Origin of the sequence: Streptomyces sp. NPDC020780 (assembly GCF_044334475.1) — a bacterium.
GTDB lineage: Bacteria > Actinomycetota > Actinomycetes > Streptomycetales > Streptomycetaceae > Streptomyces.
The window spans coordinates 17,936-37,059 of the sequence record NZ_JBIRTB010000005.1; the positions used below are offsets into that span (position 1 = coordinate 17,936).

Annotated in this window: 23 protein-coding genes and 2 pseudogenes; 7 read left to right on the top strand and 18 right to left on the bottom strand. The window is 67.2% G+C overall.

The window, feature by feature from the left end; genetic code table 11:
• The first annotated feature begins 6 nt into the window (after positions 1–6).
• Complete coding sequence (locus ACH4VO_RS11065; RefSeq protein WP_056791702.1) at positions 7–411, top strand: hypothetical protein; 405 nt, start codon at positions 7–9, stop codon at positions 409–411.
• Positions 412–1,384: 973 nt separating this feature from the next.
• Here ACH4VO_RS11065 and ACH4VO_RS11070 read toward each other — a convergent pair.
• The 5 genes from ACH4VO_RS11070 to ACH4VO_RS11090 form a co-directional block, all read right to left on the bottom strand.
• Positions 1,385–1,882, bottom strand: a complete 498-nt coding sequence (locus ACH4VO_RS11070; RefSeq protein ID WP_360991513.1) for an HAD domain-containing protein — start codon at positions 1,880–1,882, stop codon at positions 1,385–1,387.
• Positions 1,879–3,132: an IS256 family transposase gene (locus ACH4VO_RS11075; protein ID WP_360991517.1), complete on the bottom strand. Its 1,254-nt coding sequence runs from the start codon at positions 3,130–3,132 to the stop codon at positions 1,879–1,881. The genes ACH4VO_RS11070 and ACH4VO_RS11075 overlap by 4 nt, the downstream gene beginning before the upstream one ends.
• Before the next feature lie 329 nt (positions 3,133–3,461).
• Positions 3,462–3,899 carry a hypothetical protein gene (locus ACH4VO_RS11080; protein WP_360991519.1) on the bottom strand — a complete coding sequence of 146 codons (438 nt, stop codon included), beginning with the start codon at positions 3,897–3,899 and terminating at the stop codon, positions 3,462–3,464.
• A complete protein-coding gene (locus ACH4VO_RS11085) occupies positions 3,899–4,681 on the bottom strand; it encodes a hypothetical protein (protein WP_360991521.1) in 783 nt (260 codons plus the stop codon). Before ACH4VO_RS11085 ends, ACH4VO_RS11080 begins: the two co-directional genes overlap by 1 nt.
• 144 nt (positions 4,682–4,825) lie before the next feature.
• Entirely contained in the window at positions 4,826–5,224 is a 399-nt protein-coding gene (locus ACH4VO_RS11090) for a MerR family transcriptional regulator (RefSeq protein WP_360991524.1), read from the bottom strand.
• 116 nt (positions 5,225–5,340) lie between these two features.
• On the opposite strand from ACH4VO_RS11090, the gene ACH4VO_RS11095 reads away from it, so the two are divergent.
• Positions 5,341–6,057, top strand: a complete 717-nt coding sequence (locus ACH4VO_RS11095; RefSeq protein ID WP_069173755.1) for an SDR family oxidoreductase — start codon at positions 5,341–5,343, stop codon at positions 6,055–6,057.
• A gap of 6 nt (positions 6,058–6,063) precedes the next feature.
• On the opposite strand, the gene ACH4VO_RS11100 is transcribed toward ACH4VO_RS11095, so the two are convergent.
• From ACH4VO_RS11100 to ACH4VO_RS11110, 3 genes are all read right to left on the bottom strand, one after another.
• Positions 6,064–6,813 carry a transposase family protein gene (locus ACH4VO_RS11100; protein WP_360991526.1) on the bottom strand — a complete coding sequence of 250 codons (750 nt, stop codon included), beginning with the start codon at positions 6,811–6,813 and terminating at the stop codon, positions 6,064–6,066.
• 565 nt (positions 6,814–7,378) lie between these two features.
• Complete coding sequence (locus tag ACH4VO_RS11105) at positions 7,379–7,777, bottom strand: hypothetical protein (protein WP_360991530.1); 399 nt, start codon at positions 7,775–7,777, stop codon at positions 7,379–7,381.
• Positions 7,774–8,007, bottom strand: coding sequence for a hypothetical protein (locus tag ACH4VO_RS11110; protein WP_398440925.1), 234 nt, complete (start codon positions 8,005–8,007; stop codon positions 7,774–7,776). The genes ACH4VO_RS11105 and ACH4VO_RS11110 overlap by 4 nt, the downstream gene beginning before the upstream one ends.
• Before the next feature lie 52 nt (positions 8,008–8,059).
• On the opposite strand from ACH4VO_RS11110, the gene ACH4VO_RS11115 reads away from it, so the two are divergent.
• On the top strand, positions 8,060–8,452 hold the full coding sequence (locus ACH4VO_RS11115; protein ID WP_360991533.1) for a hypothetical protein: 393 nt from the start codon (positions 8,060–8,062) through the stop codon (positions 8,450–8,452).
• 55 nt (positions 8,453–8,507) lie between these two features.
• Here ACH4VO_RS11115 and ACH4VO_RS11120 read toward each other — a convergent pair.
• Positions 8,508–8,612 (bottom strand): annotated as a pseudogene (locus ACH4VO_RS11120) (IS30 family transposase); the annotation flags it as partial.
• 7 nt (positions 8,613–8,619) lie between these two features.
• On the opposite strand from ACH4VO_RS11120, the gene ACH4VO_RS11125 reads away from it, so the two are divergent.
• Entirely contained in the window at positions 8,620–9,111 is a 492-nt protein-coding gene (locus tag ACH4VO_RS11125) for an IS30 family transposase (RefSeq protein ID WP_360991536.1), read from the top strand.
• 299 nt (positions 9,112–9,410) lie between these two features.
• Here the strand turns inward: ACH4VO_RS11125 and ACH4VO_RS11130 are convergent, their stop codons facing one another.
• The 3 genes and pseudogenes from ACH4VO_RS11130 to ACH4VO_RS11140 form a co-directional block, all read right to left on the bottom strand.
• Positions 9,411–10,154: an alpha/beta hydrolase gene (locus ACH4VO_RS11130; RefSeq protein WP_360991539.1), complete on the bottom strand. Its 744-nt coding sequence runs from the start codon at positions 10,152–10,154 to the stop codon at positions 9,411–9,413.
• 97 nt (positions 10,155–10,251) lie between these two features.
• Positions 10,252–10,446 carry an alpha/beta hydrolase gene (locus ACH4VO_RS11135; RefSeq protein ID WP_360991787.1) on the bottom strand — a complete coding sequence of 65 codons (195 nt, stop codon included), beginning with the start codon at positions 10,444–10,446 and terminating at the stop codon, positions 10,252–10,254.
• A 76-nt stretch (positions 10,447–10,522) separates the two neighbouring features.
• Positions 10,523–11,029: pseudogene (locus ACH4VO_RS11140) on the bottom strand (alpha/beta fold hydrolase); the annotation flags it as partial.
• 95 nt (positions 11,030–11,124) lie between these two features.
• On the opposite strand from ACH4VO_RS11140, the gene ACH4VO_RS11145 reads away from it, so the two are divergent.
• Positions 11,125–11,970 carry a helix-turn-helix domain-containing protein gene (locus ACH4VO_RS11145; protein ID WP_398440926.1) on the top strand — a complete coding sequence of 282 codons (846 nt, stop codon included), beginning with the start codon at positions 11,125–11,127 and terminating at the stop codon, positions 11,968–11,970.
• A 45-nt stretch (positions 11,971–12,015) separates the two neighbouring features.
• Here ACH4VO_RS11145 and ACH4VO_RS11150 read toward each other — a convergent pair whose 3' ends face one another.
• The gene (locus ACH4VO_RS11150; RefSeq protein WP_360991545.1) at positions 12,016–12,576 is read right to left on the bottom strand and encodes a carbonic anhydrase; all 561 of its coding nucleotides are present in this window, start codon (positions 12,574–12,576) and stop codon (positions 12,016–12,018) included.
• A 64-nt stretch (positions 12,577–12,640) separates the two neighbouring features.
• On the opposite strand from ACH4VO_RS11150, the gene ACH4VO_RS11155 reads away from it, so the two are divergent.
• Together ACH4VO_RS11155 and ACH4VO_RS11160 are read left to right on the top strand one after the other, a co-directional pair.
• Positions 12,641–13,111 carry a MarR family winged helix-turn-helix transcriptional regulator gene (locus ACH4VO_RS11155; RefSeq protein WP_360991547.1) on the top strand — a complete coding sequence of 157 codons (471 nt, stop codon included), beginning with the start codon at positions 12,641–12,643 and terminating at the stop codon, positions 13,109–13,111.
• Positions 13,112–13,278: 167 nt separating this feature from the next.
• Entirely contained in the window at positions 13,279–13,578 is a 300-nt protein-coding gene (locus ACH4VO_RS11160) for a hypothetical protein (protein ID WP_360991550.1), read from the top strand.
• A gap of 324 nt (positions 13,579–13,902) precedes the next feature.
• On the opposite strand, the gene ACH4VO_RS11165 is transcribed toward ACH4VO_RS11160, so the two are convergent.
• The 5 genes from ACH4VO_RS11165 to ACH4VO_RS11185 all read right to left on the bottom strand — a co-directional run bounded on the left by ACH4VO_RS11165 (position 13,903) and on the right by ACH4VO_RS11185 (position 18,420).
• Entirely contained in the window at positions 13,903–14,859 is a 957-nt protein-coding gene (locus ACH4VO_RS11165) for a DUF4184 family protein (protein ID WP_360991552.1), read from the bottom strand.
• A 273-nt stretch (positions 14,860–15,132) separates the two neighbouring features.
• Entirely contained in the window at positions 15,133–16,020 is an 888-nt protein-coding gene (locus ACH4VO_RS11170) for a hypothetical protein (RefSeq protein ID WP_360991555.1), read from the bottom strand.
• Positions 16,017–16,352, bottom strand: coding sequence for a PadR family transcriptional regulator (locus ACH4VO_RS11175; protein WP_360991558.1), 336 nt, complete (start codon positions 16,350–16,352; stop codon positions 16,017–16,019). The genes ACH4VO_RS11170 and ACH4VO_RS11175 overlap by 4 nt, the downstream gene beginning before the upstream one ends.
• 112 nt (positions 16,353–16,464) lie before the next feature.
• Positions 16,465–16,818: a hypothetical protein gene (locus ACH4VO_RS11180; RefSeq protein ID WP_360991561.1), complete on the bottom strand. Its 354-nt coding sequence runs from the start codon at positions 16,816–16,818 to the stop codon at positions 16,465–16,467.
• Between the two features lie 21 nt (positions 16,819–16,839).
• Entirely contained in the window at positions 16,840–18,420 is a 1,581-nt protein-coding gene (locus tag ACH4VO_RS11185; RefSeq protein ID WP_360991564.1) for an MFS transporter, read from the bottom strand.
• Positions 18,421–19,124 lie beyond the last annotated feature (704 nt).

The window sequence follows — 19,124 nt, forward strand, 5'->3', positions numbered from 1 at the left end:
CGTCACATGCGCCAGGTCACCCCTCTCGGGTTTTTCAGCAGTATCTCCAGCCAGTCCCGCTTCAGCGTTAATGCGGAGGGCATCAAGAAACTCTCCGGACAGATGCCCGTACACGACTGCTCGCGCGTAGCGGAATACCTGAGAAGAGCTCCCGTGATCATCGCCCTCATGGGATATACGGAGGATGTCGTGGGCAAAAAGTTCGGCGTGATGGGCGGGTCCGCCCTTCACAGTGACGGCACCTACTACTGGCGTCGCGACACTGCCGAGTACGTGGAGACCTACAGGACGGGGCTCCCTTCTGGATTCATGGAGCACGGTGCGAGGATGCAGTGGAGCGTCCCCCATCTCAGCGATGCGGAAATTTTGGAGATCGATGATTTCTTCGAATCGCTTCGTACGCAGGGCTGAGTGGGAACGAGCCTGTTCCATCTGCCACCCCCACGGGCACCTCACGCCCCTTGTCCGACATCGCTGCCGGAAGTTGTTGCAGGATGCCTGCTGTACGGGAACGCTGCCGGACTGGCCTGGCCGCAAACAGCACTGCACCCCGGACATGACGAACGCGCAGCGGGGGTCCGCCAAACGTTCGTTTGGCGGACCCCAGCGACGGCTCAGAGCCAAGGCCCGCATGTAGCCCGGAGAGCGGGTCGCGGGCGGCAGGGACCCTGGGACTTTTCTGGGACTTTCGGCCGCATCAATGTGCACGCACAGAAGACATCTGAAAGAAGATTCACGCAGGTCAACGCCCTGCAACCAGGTATCGCCGCAGGTCATGGGACTGCGCGGTCCCTTCCGGGACATCTGAGGGGTGGGGTGTCGTGCCCCTTGGTGGCAAGGGACACGACACCCCAATATGCCATCTGACCTGCGGATACCAACCTTCACGACCCGGCGCTGATCACTGTTGTTTTTCAGCACCTTGTGCAACGCACGTGCAAGATGATCTTGAATGACTGATGGTGCGTCAGCAATGTCTGAAGAGCCGACCCCTTTACGGAGGGTTGCCGCCGAACGGCCTCGCAACGACCGCGACGCCGTCGCCACCGGTACAGCCGCGGCAGGGCAACCCTGGCAGTACTACGACCTCGACCATGGCTGGTGCACCTACAGCTTCTTCGAACAGTGCCATCACCGAATGGAGTGCGCTCGCTGCGACTTCTACGCTCCCAAGGCTTCCAGCAGGGCGCAACTTCTGGAGGCCAAGGTGAACCTCCAACGCATGCTCGCCTCCATCCCGCTGACCGAGGACGAACGCGCCGCGGTCGACAACGGCCAATCCGCCTTCGAAGCGCTCCTCGACATACCCACACCCCCAGGCCCTACACCACCGGAGCTCGGGTCTCGAGCAATTGTCAATTCCTGTGGATCACCGTGGGGAGCCTCAAGTGGCCCGCAGCCATTGATCGAGGACTGCGAAGTCTTCGTGGGTGAGGCCGCGGGACGACGCGATGCGGTGGAGGAGGGCCGGGGTGGGGTGGTGGGTGGACACCCAGTCCCGATCGGCGTCGGTGATCTCGTCGTCGACCCAGACGAACGGGCGTCCGTCCGCCCATGCCGCCAGGGTTCGGGTCTTCCAGTGGAGCCTGAACCACTGGTCCTCGCGTTCATGCGCGTCGGAGGGTTCCGGCCAGGTCACGACCGGCAGGGGTGGCAGGCCGAGCCGTGGTGCTATGTCGGTGTTCGCCTCCTCCTCCCAGGTGGTGGCCCAGACCAACTCGCACGGCAGTGCCGCGAGGCGAGGCCCGACGCGCGGGTCGAGCCGCTTCAGGTGCGAATCTGTAGCGGTGCCTGATGGCTCGCGCTGCGGGCCGTCGCCGAACGGCAGGAGAGGTCCGTCGACGTCCAGGAACAGCAGCGGGCGTTCTTCGCGCTCACTCATGCCGCGGCCTCCTGCTCACGCTCGACCAGGACGCCGCGTTCGAAGCGGGCGCCATTGCGGACGAGGGCAACGAGGTGGGGTGCGGTGATCGCGCGCCAGCGGGCCTGGGCGGACTCGGCGAGCTTGAACACCATCGCCAGGGCCGCGGCCGGGCTGCCGGCGCCGCGGGTGACCTTGGTCCGCAGCTTCACCGTGCTGAAGGTCGACTCGATCGGATTCGTCGTGCGCAGATGGACCCAGTGCTGGGCCGGGAAGTCGTAGAACGCCAGGAGTTCGTCGACGTCGTCGGTGATCTTCTTGACGGCCTTGGGCCACTTCGCGCCGTAGGCGCGCCCGAAGTCCTTCACCGCCTTCTCGGCGTGATCGCGGTCCTCGGCGTTGTAGATCTCCTGCAGCGCCTTCTTCGCGCCGGGCTGGGCCGATTTCGGCAGGGCGTTGACCACGTTCCGGGTTTTGTGAACCCAGCACCTTTGATGTCTGGCCTGCGGAAACACCTCGGTCAGAGCCCGCCACAGGCCCATGGCTCCGTCGCCGACGACGAGTTCGGGATCGCGCATGCCGCGCCGACGGCAGTCCCGCAGGAGGTCGGCCCAGGACTCGGCCGACTCGCGCAGGCCCTCGGCGAGCGCGATCAGCTCCTTGCTGCCGTCGGTGCGCACGCCCATGAGGACCAGGACGCAGGAGCGGGCCTGGCCGAGGCGGACCTTGGGGTGGACGCCGTCGGCCCACACGTATACGTAGTCGGATCCGGACAGGTGTCGGTCCTGGAAGGCGGCGTGGTCGTCGCTCCACTGCTTGGTCAGCCGGGTCACCGTGGCCGGCGAGAGCCCAGCGGCCGAGCCGAGGAACTGCTCCATCGCGGGCACGAAGTCGCCGGAGGACAGACCGTGCAGGTAGAGCAGGGGCAGGACCTCGCTGATCTTCGGGGACTTCCGGCACCAGGGGGCGAGGATCTTCGACGAGAACCGCTTGCGCTCGCCCGTCTCGCCATCGACCCGCTTGTCGTTCACCCGCGGCGCCTTCACCGCAATCGGCCCGGCGGCGGTGGTCACCGTCCGCTCGCGGTGGTGGCCGTTGCGGACCACCAGACGGCGGCCGACCTCGTCCCGCTCGCCCGCCAACTCGGCTATGTGCTGATTGACTTCGGCTTCCAGGGCCGCGGCGAGCATCCGACGGGCGCCCTCACGGACGATGTCGTCCATTAGGGAGCCGCTCTGGGTGGTGCCGTCCTCGTTGACTACGCTCAGCACGGGCGTGCCTTCCCGACCCGCGCTGCAACGCGGGCCTACTCGATGACCAGAAGTCGATCACTCGGGAAGGTACGCCCTCCGCGTTCCGCGAGGCACCCCTCCCGAGTCCGATCCACAGGTCTTGAGCATTGCTCTCGGTCTCCCAGCCACCGCCACCGTCACGATGCTGCCGATTGTGCAGGTCCGCCAAGGTGAACAGAAGGGTTCAATGGTTTGGTCAGCCCTCATTTGATAGACGAGAAGGGGCTCGTGCGGTGCCACGATCAGGTCCAGTCCCTGTGGGTGCGGAACGGACGTCTTCGGCTTCCGTGTCCTGGCGCGCTTGCTCGTCACTTCCCGTCGTTCCATCTCCTTATGAAGACGACGGAACCGTCCCTTGTTCTGAATGATGTTGTCCTTCGTCCGTCGTCATGGAAGCAGATCCAGGAAGTCTCGCCACCCTTCGCGGATGCCGACTCGCAGAGGTGTATCTGCGTGAACGTACGAACTTCGTCTTCGGAGTCCCCCACCGCCAGCCGGAGCTTGTTCGGGTCAGCAGCGATGAACCGAGTGTCGGCCGGGAAGCGGTCGTCCGGGTACGCCATGAGGTGCGCGAAGATCCCATTGAAGAGTGTGGAGACGAGGAATGCCGACAGGCCGGTGACCGCGCACCTGACGATGAGGGACTGCAGGGTGGTCGCGTGTCTAATGCCGTACCAGAAGAGGGGGCCCGCGAGAACGCAGGCCACCATGACACTTGCAAGCTGAGGGTGCCACATGACGTTCACTACCGGGCTCCAGTGGGTACCGCGAAGCCTCTGGGCACCCAGGCTCCGCGGTACAGAAGCGTGATGGCAATGATGACGACGGCGGCGAAGGTGGTGTCCTTGAGGACGTCGGGGAGGCCGAAGAGATCGATTCCCACGCCTCCGGCAGCAACTAGGAAGGCAGCCGCGGCCAGCCGCAGAGGTTCGCGGCTCTTGGCCGGTTCGGCCCCCTTCAGCGTCTTCTTCTTCAGCAGCGAGGTGACGCGCCCCGCCAAGTACCTCTCCGCGATGGTCAGGAGTAGTTCGGCGAGGGGGCGGAGTTCGCCGTCCCCCCTTGCGTCGACGTGTTGATCCGCAGTACGCAGCCTGCCGATGACACGGTCGGCATGGCTCTTGGCCTTGCTGTGCAGAGGTGAGCGCAGGGACAGGGTTCCCCGGGAGTGATGTGCCCATCTGATGGCCTGCTCCACCTGCGCCAGGGCGTCCGATAGTGCCCGGCGCGCGGACTCCTTCTGGTCATCCGGAGCGCGGTGGACCATGCTGCACGCGTTGACCGTCCTCAGCACCTGGCCGACGAGGTCGTAGCGGTAGGCAAGGCCCGCACGGGACTTGTCGGCCAGGCGGGCCGGGTAAAAGATCATGCGGAGCCGGTAGAGCAGCCGACTCACCATGAAACTGATGACCATGGTCAAAGCCCAGCAGGGAACGAAGTAGCAGAGCATCCACATGGTTACAGACTGCACATCGAGGGCGGAGAGGCCGAGAACGCGCCCCATGGGAGCGAGCTCGATCTCATTGATCATTGCGACGCGCCACAGCCACAGGCGAAGCGGTCCGTTCACTGAGCGTTTTCAGCGTGGCCACTGATCGGGTGACGGGATCGGTTCTCGTCACGCACGAGGCTCCCGCGCCGTCCACCACATGGCTTCCTGGCAGGAGAAGGACGTCTACGGGGCGGAACTACTTGCGGCTGCCTGGTCGAGTGTGGCCGGACACGAGTCGGAGTCCGGGTGTGTGGCGAGGGCGATCAGGGCGTCGAGGCGTTGGCCCGCCGCCTGCAACTCGGCGATCTTCGCCGTCGTGCGGGCACGTTCGTCAAGCAAGCGCGCCAGCAACTCGGGACCGACGTGGCGTGCATCGATAGCCGGCAGGAGTGAGGCGATCACGCGGCGGGTGAGCCCGGCTGTGTAGAGCTCGCGGATCAGCCGTACACGGTCTTCGGCCGACTGCGGGTAGACCCGCTGTCCTCCTGCCGTGCGCGAGGAACGCAGCAAGCCCTGCTCCTCGTAGTAGCGCAAAGCGCGCGTACTGACGCAGGCCCGGTCGGCCAGCTCTCCGATACGCACTGTGACTCGCCCCTCGCTCTGCGGTGTCCGATTTGCCTTTGACGTTGACGTCAAGTTCTAGCGTAGGCGCGAAGGGCGGGAGCAATCGCCGTCCTCCGCCCGATGAAAGGATGATCATGGACATTGCTGGTTCCACCGCGCTCGTGACCGGAGCCAACCGGGGCATTGGCCGGCGCTTCGTTGACGAATTGCTGGCCCGCGGAGCCGAGAGGGTCTACGCGGCGACCCGCAGCCCGGAGACGATCACCGCATCCGACCCCCGCGTCAGCCCGCTGTACCTGGACCTCCTCGACGAGAAGTCGATCACGGATGCGGCCGCCGTCGCACAGGACGTGACACTGCTGGTCAACAACGCTGGCATCGCCACAGGAGCCAACCTGCTGACCGACGACCTGGACGACGTCCGGCGAGAACTGGAGACGCACCTCTTCGGCACCCTCCGCGTCATCCGCGCCTTCGCTCCGGTTCTGGCCACCCACGGCGGCGGAGCGATCGTGAACGTCCTCTCCGTACTGTCATGGGTTGCCACCCCCCAGGGTTCGGGCTCCTACTCCGTGGCCAAAGCCGCCGAGTGGAACATGACCAACGGCGTACGCGTCGAGCTCGCCGGACAGAAGACCCTTGTCCAGGGTGTTCACCTGGGGGCAGCGGACACCGACATGATGGCGGGCACCGACGCCCCCAAGATCGATCCCGTCGACGTCGCACGCGCCAGCCTTGACGGTGTGCAGAGCGACTCCCTCGAAGTGCTGGTCGACGACCCCAGCCGCTTTGTCAAGGCGGCCCTGGCCGGCGACCCGGCACAGCTGTACGGCCCTGCGCCCGCCAAGTGAGCCTTCTCAGCGTTGCCTCTCCAGCGTGAGTACGGCTCTGGTGATGACGGTCATGCGGTTGGGGCTGATGCGGGATCGTCGGAAGATCTGCCAGGTCTTCAGGCGTGCCATGCCGCGTTCGACTGGAGCTCGGGCTTGGGCGAGGGCGCAGTTGACGGTGCGCTGGGTAGGGGTGAGTTCCCCGCCGGGCGGTCGCCTGATCCCGGTGGTGACCCAGGGGCCGGCGCCTTGGTAGGCGCGGTCGGCCAGGACGGGGACACCTTGTCGCTCGCAGATTCGGATAATGCGGTGGGTGCGGGCCGCGGTCAGGTCGTGGGTCCGCCCCGGCAGGGCGGGTGAGATCCACAGGACCCTGCCACTGGGGTCGGTGACGACTTGGACGTTCACCCCGTGGCGGCGGTGCTTGGCCGAGTAGTCGGCGCGACTGTCACCGACGCGGTCGCATTCGGCGAGGGTCCCGTCCAGGAGTACAAATTCAGGGTCTTCCTCGCGCAGTGTTTTCAGTAGGCCAGGAGCGCGGTCGGCGAGCATACCTGCGACCGAGGTGACGTAGGCGTGGGCGGTGCCGACGGATATCCCGAAGCCGGCGGCGATGTGGGCGAGGGTGTCGTGACGATGCAGGTACACGAGCGCGACGAGCGCACGCTGGTGCGGCGGGAGCTTGCAGCGGCGGTCGCCTTCGCGGGTGACGATGAGCATCGTGACCCACTCGACCAGGGCGTGAGGCAGATCCAGTGCGGCAGGATAGGGAACCAACGAGGCTCCTGCGCCGATGGGTTGAGACTTCGAACATCTTCCCCAACGGTACGGGAGCCTCGTCCGTTTCGACCCTGCGTCCGCCAGCAGCCCAGTCACCCGATCGGTGGCCACACTGAAAAGGCTCACTGCTTCCCACAGGTTGCGCACCGACCACAGAACTCCGAGCAGAACCATGCAAATCGTCACGGGTGACGGGGTTCGCCGGGGCCGGGACGGCCCATCGCACGCGTGCCAGATCCGCACCGCGTCGCGCACGCGGGGCGCGACGGCCGGGTCGATTCCGATCTGCCGCAAATCCCGCCGAAGCTGCTCAAGTTCGCGTGCAGCCCTGCGTCGTCGCTGTCTCTCGACCTGTGCGCCCGAGTCTCGTATTGTCCAAGTCACCAGCGCATAATGCCAGTTGTAAAGACTTGCGCTGACGCTTTGCGCGGCCAGTGTTGTCGGACCGTGCGGAAGATTTCAGTAGCGCGCGTTTCATTTCAGTACGCCTACTGTGCGGTGGGATCGGCAACCGTCCGGCTGTCCTTGATCGTCCTTCAGGTGTGTCACATCTGAGAGGTCGTTAAGTTCGTTTCTGGTAGCGGCCTCGTCCGGGTTGGGTGAGGAAGCCTTGGCGGAGGAGGCGTCCGAGTCGGGCGCGAGTGACGTTGACGGCTGCTTCGTCGGTGGGCATGCGGAGGAGTTCGTGCAGCTCACGGGCCCGGAATTTCTGGTCGGGGTGTTGGTTGAAGGCGTTCACGATGGCCTGGTAGGCGCTCTTGTTCTCGGGCGGTTCGGTGTCGTCCTGGGACGATGCGAGTTCCGCGATGACCTTTCCGGTGGTGGCCAGGTCCGTGAGCCGTGCTTCCGTGTCGGCCAGGGCGGTGGTCAGGTGCTCGATCTGGCCGCGTAGTTCATTGGCCCGAGTCGCGGTCTGGTCGTACTGGGCCTGCAGGCCGGCCAAGAGCTCGGTGATGTTCACGCGGCCAGCTCGAGGGTGTCGCGCCAGGGCGGGCTCGGCGTGGTGAGGCGGCGGGTCATGTTCGCGATGGAGGCCCAGTAGACGCGCGAGGCGGAGGTGTCGGGCCGGTGGTCGTACTCGCGGGCCAGGCGGCGGTGCGACGCACGCGCGAGCGGACTGAGTGAGTCAGCAGCACAAGAGGGGCTGGGTAAGTTCCTGCGCAACAATCCGCCCGGACGGATGGACTTCATCCGCATAGTCGGCGACGGCTACGACATCACCTACCCCTGAGGGAGCTGAACTGTGACCTCCCACCACAGCATCTTCATCCACCCCGGTCACCCTGTGGAAGCTCTCGTCGCAGACGTGGCACTGGCTTGTGGCGGGAGGCTGCGGCGAGCCGTGAACGTGCCCGCGGATTACGTCGTAAGCCTGAGCGACGCAACACTTGAACTAGAAATGGAGCATGAGTACGAGGAGGACAAAGGCATCCCATTCGAGCGCTACCAAGTCGTTCTGACTGTGCGGGAATCCAACAGCTCGACGGAGCGGGAAGCAGTCATCTCCCGACAGATCTTCCACGAACTCGCGGCTCTGCGACGGTACTGGCTGGTTCTCGTCTTCGACCTCCAGACAGTCATCGACACGGCTGCTCCGCCTGGACAGGGAGCATTCCCCTCTGCCAGAAAAGAATAACGGGTGCGGGGATGGATGGCAGTGCACTGCCATCCATCCCCGCAGAGGGAAATCGGTCAGCTCCCTTGGGGAGGTACTGCCGTAGCAGTCGGTTGGTGTTCTCATTGGTGCCGCGCTGCCACGGGCTGCGCGGCTTGCAGAGATAGATCGGCATCCGGGTCTCGGCGGTGAAGGGGCAATGGCGCTCGCAGATCACCGATGCCCGGCCGATCGAGGAGCGCCCTCAGGCCGCGGAGGACCGCAGCGAGCTCGGGCACCTGGAAGGCGATCTGGTGATCGGCTCGAACAACAGCCAGGTCGCCACACTGGTCGACCGGAAGACGCGGTTCCTCACGGTCGTGAAACTCGCCAGCCGCCACACCAACGTGGTCGTTCCAGCTCTGGCCGAGACATACACGCGCATGGACTCTCGACTACGCGGCGCGCTGACCTGGGATCGCGGCATGGAATTGGCAGCCCACAAGCGTCTCAGCGCTGACACCGGTGTCGACGTGTTCTTCGCTGCCCCGCGCAGCCCCTGGCAGCGCGGTACCAACGAGAACACGAACAAGCTCCTCCGGCAGTACCTGCCGAAAGGTACGAACCTTGCGGCGTTCAGTCAGGGCGACCTTGATGCCATCGCGGTGAAACTCAACAACCGGCGTAGGTGTCCCGGGTGAGGCTCGTGTCGGGCAGGTCGGGCAGGTCGAGCTGCTCGAAGACGGACAAGCCTGCATCTGCGGTCATGATGTGTGTCTTTCGTCCGGTTGTCCCGGTGCAGGACCGATTGGCGCGGCGCCTCGATCGGTTCGGTCTCTCGGCGACGCGCTGAGGCGTGCCGGGCCTTGGAGGTGCTGCGCACGGCACGTGGAGCGGCGGCGGATCGCCCTGCCGGGGATGTGCGGTCGCCACCGGTGCGGCTGGTGGAGTGGTGCGGTTCGCCGGAGGTGAGGGTGGGGGCGCGCGGCCCCCCGGCGGGTCAGACGCGCTCTGCGAAGTCCTTGGCGGCGCGCTCGACGAAGTCGGCGACGCGCTTGGGATGTGCGACGAAGGCCGTGTGGGAGGCGTCGATGTCCTCGGTGTGCGCGTGCATCCGGTCGGCCATGTCCCGCTGCAGCTGCGGCGGGATGGAGTTGTCGTCGTTGGAGACGAGGTACCAGGTCGGCTTCCGGTCCCATCCCCGGACGGTGGCGGCCTCGGTGAACGCGAATGCGGACAGCGGCCGCTGCGTCGCGTACATCGCGCGGGCCAGCTCGTCGGAGGAGTCACCGCAGAACACCTCGCGGAACCGGCCGAGGTTGATGTAGAGATCGGGGCCGCCCGGGGCGCCGGGAGCGTCGTACGGGGTGGGCGCGTTCTCGGTGGCGAGCAGCGACGGCGCGTACCCGTCCTGTGCGCTGAGGCAGCTTTCGCCGACATCGAGGCCGAAAGCGGCCAGGTAGACCAGTCCGATCACGTTGTCGAGGCCGTCGGCGGCGTGGCTGATGACGGCGCCGGCGTAGGAGTGGCCGACGAGGACGACGGGGCCGTCGATGGCCGCGACGCGGGTTTTGATGGACGCCGCGTCGGACGCGAGACCGCGCAGCGGGTTGGGCGGGGCGACGACGGTGAAGCCGTCGGCTTCGAGGCCGGAGATCAGTCCGCTGTAGCCGGACGCGTCCGCGAACGCGCCGTGGACGAGGACGATGGTGGATTTGGCATCGGTCGTGGTCGTGTCGGTCATGGTCGTGCCTTTCGCGTGGATGGAACGGTGACGGCTGCCCGATGGGCAACTTCTATGGTGCGGAGCCGTTTTGGGGAAGATCTGGGGCAGAGGCGGGTCAGGCCGCGGGTGCGAACGCGGTGATCGCGTCGACGAGTTCGTCGGGGGCTTCGAGCGGGATGAGGTGCCCGGTGTTCGCAATCACCGCGAACTCCGCTCCGGAGAGGTAGGGGAGGAGGTTGCGGCGCAGCACGTCGGCAGGTTCGACACGGTCGTTTTCGCCGGCGATGACGAGGGCCGGGACGCTGATCATGCGGGCGTTTTCGGTGATGTCCTCGGCGATGCCGTGCAGCGGCCATTCCGTGCGCGCCGCCTCGGCGCCGGCCCGGGAGTCCGCGCCGATCTGGGCCTTGACCCGTGCCGGAAGGTCGGTGGGCGGTCAGGACGGTGTCCCTCGCGCCCGCGACGGACTCCTCGGTGTCGTAGGCATGGGAGAGGAACTCGCGGTACTCGGCGGTGATCTCCGCGGCCGGCCTGGCCGGTCCGGATCCGACGAGGACCACCCCCCGCAGACCGGCGGGTCGCGTCGCGGCGACGAGTTGCGCCACCTTGCCGCCCATGGAGTGCCCGACGAGGACGTAGTCGTCGATTCCGGCGTCGGCGAGTACGGCTACGGTGTCATCGGCGAGTTGGCGGAGCGTGCAGGGCCCGGGGAGCGTGTTCGAACGACTCCACCCGCGAAAGTCGACCGCGAGCGTGTCGCGGCCCGGCAGACGGTCCACGACCAGGTCCCAGGTGCGGGCGGACCCGCCCCAGTAGTGCAGGAAGACCAAGGTCGGACCCGTGCCCCTGCGATGGTCGTACGCGGGTAGGGAAAGGTGCTGTGTGCTGGTCATGCGGGGATCCTTCGGTCTCGCTTTGCGGCTGGTTTTGCCGTGGTTCCATTGGACCGCCGAGCGCGGAACGAGACATCGGCACGACTGGACGGCCGATGGTGAAAACTGGACTCGTGGCAACGATCCGGCACATGACCTATCAGCCCGTCGAGCGCGGGGCCTCGTCGGTCGAGGTGATGACGTTCGAACGGCTCCGGGAGATCAACGACCGCGGCACGCAACGAGCCGATTTCCATGTCCTCGCTCTCGTCGATGAAGGGGACGGCACGGTCACGGTCGACTTCGTCTCCCACCCGCTCTCGGCGCGGACCGCGGTGTGGATCCCGCCCGGCGCAGTACACCGCTGGGACGACATCACCCGCGTCGCGGGACACCTGGTGCTCTTCGTCCCGACCGCGCCGGTGACGCACCGCACGCGCGAGCTCGTCGCCTCTCCCGATCTCGTCGCCCGGTGGCCGGTGCCCGCCGAGGCCTGGCCGCTTATCGACGCGGCGCGCAGGCACCTTGTCCTCGAGGCGGCAGCCCTGGCCAAGGACCCGTCGACGGAGCTGCCCGAGATCCTGCTGTCCGCACTGATCACCCGCCTCGAGCCCCCGCATTCCGAGGCGCGCTCGGCGAACCCGACGTTCCAGCTGTTCCGCTCAAGTGTCGAGGCGCACTTCCGGAACCACCACGACGCCGGTTACTACGCGGCGACGCTCGGGTTCGCCCCGCGCACCCTGACCCGGGCAGTGCAGCAGGTCACCGGGCGTACCGCGAAGGCGTACATCGTGGAACGGATCGTGCTCGAGGCGAAGCGCCTGCTGGCCCACGAACGCGTCACCGCGGCGCGATGTGCGAGCGAACTCGGGTTCCCGGACCCGTCGAACTTCTCGCTCTTCTTTCAGAACGCGACGGGCCTGCGCCCAGGCGCCTGGCAGGCGGCGACGATCCTCGACTGACCCGGTCGGCGCTCGCCTCCCGGTCGGCGCTCGCCCCCCGCTCGGCTACCTGCCGGCCGGCGCAACGGGTTCGGTGGCGGTCTCGATGACGTGTTCGACGACGGTCTCGACGAGCCCGGTCTCCAGCCGCAGCACGTATCCCGACACGGACGCGAGGACCTCGCCGGTCATCAGCGGGTCGGCGAGGAGCTTCTCGACGTCGCGCCGCACGGTCGCGACCGGGTCCGTGACCGCGCGCTCGGCGAGCACGACGTCGTCGCCTCCGGTGCGGTCTGCGAACGAGCGGCGGAACGCCGGGTCGGCGAGCAGGCCGGTGCCGCACTGCGTGTGATGCACGATCGCGACGTCCATCCTGACCCCCAGCCGCACCGCCAGATACGCGATGTCCTCGATCACTCGGCCGTCCACCCGTCCGCCCGTGTTCCGTAGCACGCCCGCGTCCCCGGTTCCGATCCCGAGGAAGCCCGCGGGCTCGACTCGCGGATCGGCGCAGACCAGTACCAGCGGCAGCCGCTCCGGCATCGATTCCGGCATCGCCAGCCGGGCGAGGTCGACGTTCGTCGCGAAAACCTGGTTGCGCTTCAAGAACTCGTTGAAGTCCGACACGATTCCTCCATGTGGTGTATCTGCAACACTGAGTACGTCGGCTACAGTACACAAGGAGGTGCGTATGCAACACCATGGGTCGGAAGAGCAGAAGCGGCAAGCCCTGTGGATGGCGGACCGGTGTCTCGGCAGGCGCATCGCGCGGCTGCACCGGCTCGTCTCGCGGCGCTTCGAGGCGGAGTTGCGGGAGTCGGGACTCACCCTGCCGCAGGTCGAAGTGCTCTCCGAGATGGCCGTCTCCGGCGAACCCGTCCGCCCGTCGGAGATCGCCGGCTGGCTCGGCATCGAACGCTCCACGATCAGCCGGAACCTTGACCTGCTCGCCCAACTCGGTTACGTCCGCGCCGCAGAGATCTCGGCGACCGGGCGAACGACCCGTGTCGTCGTGACCGACACCGGCCACCAGGCACTGGCCGACGCCCAGCCCGCCTGGGAACGGGCGCAGGCATGGATCAGCGGCGCGGTCGACGAGGACGCCGTCGACGCACTCGACCGCTGGCTCACCGCCCTCGAACTCGCCCCACGGCCCCGCTGACCACGAACGTCCGACCCGCAGGCTACGGCGACCATGGCGCCCGCCTGCTCACATTCAGAATTTTTTAGTGCCCGACCCACTGAACGGCACCGACCAGTCACCCAGCGTCACGGACATGTGGTCTGTGAATCGTCGAAGCGCAGAGCGGGACATGCCAGCCTCTCGCCATGGCGGAACTTCTCTCTCCTGAGGACAGACTGATGCTGAACGTCGAAGACGCTGCCGTGCTGGCCCAGAACTTCCTGGAGCAGCAGGTCAGCCACGAAGGCATGGCCCTCGCGCTCGTCGAAGGGGAAAGCGCCCAAGTGGGAGGCGACTTCTATTTCGACTGCCAGTCAGCTGCCTATCTCCGTGACGGAGACCCCCGGGACATAGCTGTGGGTACGGGCTACCTGCGCGTTGACGGAAAGACCGGAGAATGCCGACTACTGGGTGCAGTCGAGTCTGCAGAGCTCGACCTCTTCTGAACTGACAGGTCAAGAACCCGCAGAGCGTCGTCAAGCGACAGGCCCGCGGCCTGCGGCAATCATGTGTTGCAGGCCACGGGCCGGTGCCTTGACCCGGCTCCCAAGGTGATCCCGGGTCCCCGCGCTCGCGCAGCCGAAGGGGGCCCCAGTCCAAAAACTACGCTCGCCCGCCTCGACCTCTGGGGTACTGCCTTCATCTCGAGCCGTACGTCGAGATCGCCGCAGATCCGGGATAGTAAGGCCGTCCGCCGGATGTGGTGACTCCCGCAGGCGAAGCAGGCCACCTCGGCGGACAGGGCGCGGATATCCGTCCGCCGAGCGCTGTCACTTCCCGTTCCGAGTCGGTTGCGGCGAGGAGGCGGAGCTGGACACCGTCGCCGGCCGGCGCCAGATGGCGCCGATTCGCCAGGTGGCGGAGTACAGCAGCAGTGCGACCGTGAACGAAGCGCCCGCTCTCTTGGCGGCTCCGGTCAACACGCCTTCGGTGAGGGTCCCCCACGGAGCTTGGACCCTCTTGGAGGGATAGGTGGTCTCGCTCGCGCCGTCGCCCAGGTCGACGGTAGTCGGTTGGCTGTAGTCCACTTCGGTCGCATAGCGGTAGGCATTGAAGTCGTCACGGCTGTTGACGGCCCCGCCCAGCACGGGCGCCGCAACCAGCAGAGTCACCACGCTCCACCGCATGACGGGACACAGGCGGGCAACGGTGTCGGTGCCGACGTGGGTGCGCAGACGGTTACGACGCCGCCAAAGATGCCAGCCGACGGCTGCCAGGCCGAAGGCGGTGCTCGCGTACTGCAGCAGCCGGGCGGCCGTCAGGCCTCCCAGGGTCGAGGCGCGCAGCAACTGCACGTGGGCGACCAGGAAGCCGTCGCCGTGGGTGAAGGAGTCCCACGCGAGGTGGGAGGCGATACCTATCAGGGCGGAGACCAGTAGCCACATGGTGTAGCGGGCCTTGGCCGGCAGGCCGGTTGTCCGCTCGGGTTCCGGAAGGTGGAGGCCGGATGGGAGCAGTGCTGTGATCGGCGCGCGCAGCATCCGGTAGGCGGCGACCAGGCCGATGGCAAGGGGCAGACTGACCACCAGACCAACGCTGAGCGAGTGGGTCTGCGTGGCGTTGAGGAGCGGCCCGTACCAGTCCTGAGGGCTGGTCTCGGACATGCCGAGGGCGTCCATGAAGTACGGGACGTCGGGTGCCGTGGCGCCCGCGACCAGAGCCGCCGGAACGAAGGGCCGACGCATCAGCGGCAGCACTGCTGCGGGGTGGGACAAGGTGAACGGCAACGCGATGCTCTTCTCTGCTCGGAAGGGACCGGGCGGGGGTCACTGCACGTCTCGCTGCGGGCACCCTTTCGACGGGGGTGCCCGAGATTGCACGGCCAGCCCGGACAACACTCCCGGATAGAACCTCAAACAGAGTATTCATCTCAACGGACTATCGCAACGTGCTCGGGCACGGTGTGCTGCCGGAAGGGAAGCCGTCAGGCAAGGCACATGGTCGGGACGGCAAAGCCGGCCGCCCGTTGGCGTCCGGCCGGCCGGAAAGTAGAGGCGGGGTCAGCGTCGGCGGCGCACTGCCTGGAAGAACGAGGTGAACGCGGCCACCACCGGCAGCAGGAGAAGGATGCCGAGGACGGGCCAGGGATCGCCCCAGGCAGTCGCGTAGGAGTAGGCGACCAGCGACGGAGAGGCCGCGGCCATCGCGCCCGTCTCACGCAAACCCGAGGAACGCGCGCGCAGGGCGAGGACGGCCCCCGTGAAGGCGAGGACCAGCATCGGCCAGGCGCCGTAGTCCGTGGTCACACCGAAGGCCCCTGTATAGGTCCCTGCATTCACGACGACGACGGGAAACCAAGCCGCGGCAGCCATGGCTCCGGCCGTCGCCGACAGCTGCCTGTCACCGCGTCGATCCGGAGGGCAGGCGAGGACGACGGCGACGGTCAGCAACACCGCGACCGGAGCGATGGCCCCCTCGCCGTACACGCGAGCGCCGGCGGCCCACTGCACGGCCGTCCCCAGCAGCCCGCACACGGCCACCCCCACACCCGGCCCCCACCGGCCGGTCAAGGCGATGACCGCGCCGACGCACACCAGCAGTGAGAGCAGCATGTACAGGCCCCACGCACCATCCACAGTGGAGAGCTGTACCCATACCGGGGCCGGCGAGAGAACAAGCCCGGCGTACCAGCGCGTCAGATGCAGCGCGCCCTCCACCGCACCGGCCGCCAGCGCGAACGGGGCAGCCAGGGCGAAGAAACGCCCCGCAGGCGACGCCGAGTCAAGCCCCAGCCGAACCCGTAGGGCGTGCGCGGCCAGGTCGGCATTCGCACGCAGCCGGGCCGGACGCGCCATGTCCGCCGTCATCTCCCGGTGTACGTCGATGATTTCCTGCCCGTAAGCCGCCCGGTACGCAGCCGGATACAGACGGACGAGGGGATCGCTCACGCTGGCGCCGCCGCGCCGCCGGCCAGACGCCGCCTGACCTCCCGGGCGGTCGCGGCCAGCCGCTCCGCCTCGGCCTCCAGCCGCTCCCGCCCTGCGGGAGCGAGAGAGAAGACGCGACGAGCCCGACCGTCCACCACCTCCTCACGCTCCACCAAGATCAACCCCTCCGCCAGAAGCCTGTCCAGCGCCCCGTAAAGTGCCCCGGTACGCGGCGTTACGCGGCCGTCGGTGATTGTCTTGACCTCCTGGGCGATGGCATACCCGTGCCGAGGGGCATTTGCCAGCGCCGTCAGCAGCAGCAGAGCCAGCTCCTGCATTCCTCGTTCGCTCATACGAACAGAGTATTCCGCCTGACGGACCTACGCGGATGACTGCGTTCGCCGTTGTGGTCGAGGATTGTCAGGATCTCGGCGGGGCCGCGGTCGCTGCGGAGGGGGTGGGGGGTCATGGTGGAGAATGAGGCGGCCTAACGGTCTCGACGCGGATGACGCGTGCGCCGAGGTGGAGGACGACGGTGCCGGACAGAACGGTGAACCGGTCCCTGCCGGGATGGACACCCATGTCGTCAGAAGTGACGCTGCCCGCCTGGTCGGTGATGCGCATCTTGCCGACGGTCAGCCCTTGAGGGCCATTGCCCTTGGTGAGGAGCCAGGTGGTCAGGCCGCGGGTCTCGTCGCGGTCCGGTCGGATGACGACACCGGAGTCATCCGGAGACTCGACGAGCTCGTCGAGAGATTTGCCCAGCGCCGCGGAGATGGCACTGAGCTGGTCGAGGCTGATGCGTCGGTTCCTGGTCATGGCGGGGTCCAGGGGAGCGCCCTACCGGTCTGGCCGGTCTTCCGGTCCGGGCCCGGCGACGGTGGCGTCGGCTTTGCTTCGGCGGGGCCACAGGAGGAATACGGCCGCCGTCCCGACGAAGGTGAGGACGGCCGTGACCGCCATCGTGTCGGCGACACCGGATGAGAACGCCGAGACGGCTGCCTGCTCCACGGTGCGCCCGAGGTCGGGCGGCAGTGAGGCGATCGCTTCCCGGAAGGACGAGGAGTTCACCAATGCCTGGCGGAACTGGGAGATCTCCGCCGGAGTCAGCCCCGACGCCTCGACGACCGAGGCCGCGTCTCTCGTCGTGAGCCCTCTGGCCACCGCGGTGAGGACGGCGACCCCGAGGGCGCCGCCGAGCATGCTGGACATCTTGAACACACCGGCAGCGGTGCCCGCAAGGTCGATCGGGACCTCTCCGACGGTCGTATTGGCCACCGGGGTGCTCACCAACCCCAGACCGAGCCCGATGACGATGAGTGCGACAGCGAGGTACTCCGTCGAACTGCGCGTACCGAGAGAACCGAGCAGAGCCAGTCCGGCGCAAGCCACGACGAGCCCCACCACCGCGGGAAGCCGTCCGCCCCGCCGGATCGCGAGCCTGCCGCCGAGCGGAATGAAGAGGAAGACCCCGAGGGTGGCGGGCAGCATCAGCACCCCGGACTCCACCGCGCTGTAGCCGCGTGCGTTCTCCAGCCAGAGCACGAGGAGGAAGCTCATCCCGGCGAAGGTGAAGTTCATCGTGAGGTTGGCCGCGAGCGCGCCGTTGTAGGCCCGGATCCTGAACAGCTTCAGGTCCACGAGCGGCTGGCTCACATGGCGTTCGACGAACCACCACACGACCGACAGCACCACGGTTGCCACGAACAGCGCCACGATCAGCGGGCTGCCCCATCCCACGCTCGGTCCTTCGGTGAGCGCGTACAACAGTGCGAACACCGCAAGGACGATGGATGCCAGCCCCAGCCAATCGACCGTGTGACCGGCCTTCTCGTCGCGGGACTCCGGAGTCGTGACCCGGACGACCACGAGAGTGATCACAGCGAGCGGCAGGTTGATCCAGAACAGCCAGCGCCAGCCGAGGCCGTCCGTGATGACCCCGCTGAGCGCGGGCCCGACGGACAGCCCGCCCCAGGCCACCGCCTGCCAGATACTGAACGCGGTGGTTTCCGCCTTTCCGGAGAACTCGGGCGGGATGAGCGCGAGCGAGGCCGGCAGAATCAGCGCAGCGCCGATGCCCATGAGACCACGGCTGAGGACCAGCCATTCGATGTCGGGCGCGAGCGCGGCAGGCACGGAGAAGGCGGCAAGCAGCGCCGTGCCCACCTGAAGCATCAGGCGGCGGCCGAAGAGATCGCCGAACTTGCCGGCGGTGATCACGAGGGCACCGGTGACGAGGCTGAAGGCGTTGTTCGCCCACTGCAAGCTCGACAGGTTGCCGTTGAACTCGTCGGCGATCTGCGGAATCGCCACACCGAGGTCGCCGAACGCAAGCCAGACCATCCCTGCGGCCGTGCAGATCGCAAACAGTGAGACCCACCGGTGCGCGACGGCGGGGCTGCTGGAAGGGGGTTCGTTCATGGCGATGCTCCGGCTCCCTGCCGTCTCCGCTGACTGTCCGTGTTTCCCGGCATGCGCACGGAGAGTAACAACCCCGTCGGGTGGCAGCGCGCCTGACGCGCCGCCCGGCGATCAACTCGCCGAAACGCGGTCGCGCATGCTGCCGATGCGCTCCGACGGGAGCTCCGCCGTGCCTTGGCGCGCGGCGGAGCGGATCTCTGTGTACGCCTGGAGATCACAGCCGCAGAGGGTCGCTGCAGGACTGCGGTGCCCAACCCGCCGACCGAGGTGAACCGCGATGACGCTGCGTACACCACCGGACCGGCCAGCCGCTCATCGTGCGGGCGGACGCGAAGAACCTCGTTGTGCACGCGGGGATCTGTGGCTACCCCTGCCGCCCCTCACCGGCGCTGGTCCTTGCGCGCGAACGGCTCGAACACCTCCGCCGCGAACGTCTCCAACTCACCACGCACGAGAGCGATTTCGTCAGGAGTCGCACACTCTCAACGCCACACCGGGCCTACAGGACACGCGCCACCACATCCGACCTGGCCAAGCCCTACTAGTGAGAGCGCGAGGCTAACGCCCGAGTACAACTGCCCGGCGGAAGCGGTCAGAGCATGGGAACAGCATGAGACTTCTACCGCGCGGGCACCCCACAACGTAGGGCCAACCGCGTTCCCCACAAGGGCGAATGCACGGCAGCGGGATCCAACTAAACCGAT

Bases quoted from the DNA above. Each gene is read 5' to 3' on its own strand.
- ACH4VO_RS11065 (WP_056791702.1), top strand. From the start codon at position 7: ATGCGCCAGGTCACCCCTCTCGGGTTTTTCAGCAGTATCTCCAGCCAG.
- ACH4VO_RS11070 (WP_360991513.1), bottom strand. From the start codon at position 1,882: ATGAGTGAGCGCGAAGAACGCCCGCTGCTGTTCCTGGACGTCGACGGA.
- ACH4VO_RS11085 (WP_360991521.1), bottom strand. From the start codon at position 4,681: ATGATCAATGAGATCGAGCTCGCTCCCATGGGGCGCGTTCTCGGCCTC.
- ACH4VO_RS11095 (WP_069173755.1), top strand. From the start codon at position 5,341: ATGGACATTGCTGGTTCCACCGCGCTCGTGACCGGAGCCAACCGGGGC.
- ACH4VO_RS11110 (WP_398440925.1), bottom strand. From the start codon at position 8,007: ATGAAGTCCATCCGTCCGGGCGGATTGTTGCGCAGGAACTTACCCAGC.
- ACH4VO_RS11130 (WP_360991539.1), bottom strand. From the start codon at position 10,154: ATGACCGACACGACCACGACCGATGCCAAATCCACCATCGTCCTCGTC.
- ACH4VO_RS11135 (WP_360991787.1), bottom strand. From the start codon at position 10,446: ATGATCAGCGTCCCGGCCCTCGTCATCGCCGGCGAAAACGACCGTGTC.
- ACH4VO_RS11145 (WP_398440926.1), top strand. From the start codon at position 11,125: ATGGTGAAAACTGGACTCGTGGCAACGATCCGGCACATGACCTATCAG.
- ACH4VO_RS11155 (WP_360991547.1), top strand. From the start codon at position 12,641: ATGCAACACCATGGGTCGGAAGAGCAGAAGCGGCAAGCCCTGTGGATG.
- ACH4VO_RS11160 (WP_360991550.1), top strand. From the start codon at position 13,279: ATGGCGGAACTTCTCTCTCCTGAGGACAGACTGATGCTGAACGTCGAA.
- ACH4VO_RS11175 (WP_360991558.1), bottom strand. From the start codon at position 16,352: ATGAGCGAACGAGGAATGCAGGAGCTGGCTCTGCTGCTGCTGACGGCG.
- ACH4VO_RS11180 (WP_360991561.1), bottom strand. From the start codon at position 16,818: ATGACCAGGAACCGACGCATCAGCCTCGACCAGCTCAGTGCCATCTCC.
- ACH4VO_RS11185 (WP_360991564.1), bottom strand. From the start codon at position 18,420: ATGAACGAACCCCCTTCCAGCAGCCCCGCCGTCGCGCACCGGTGGGTC.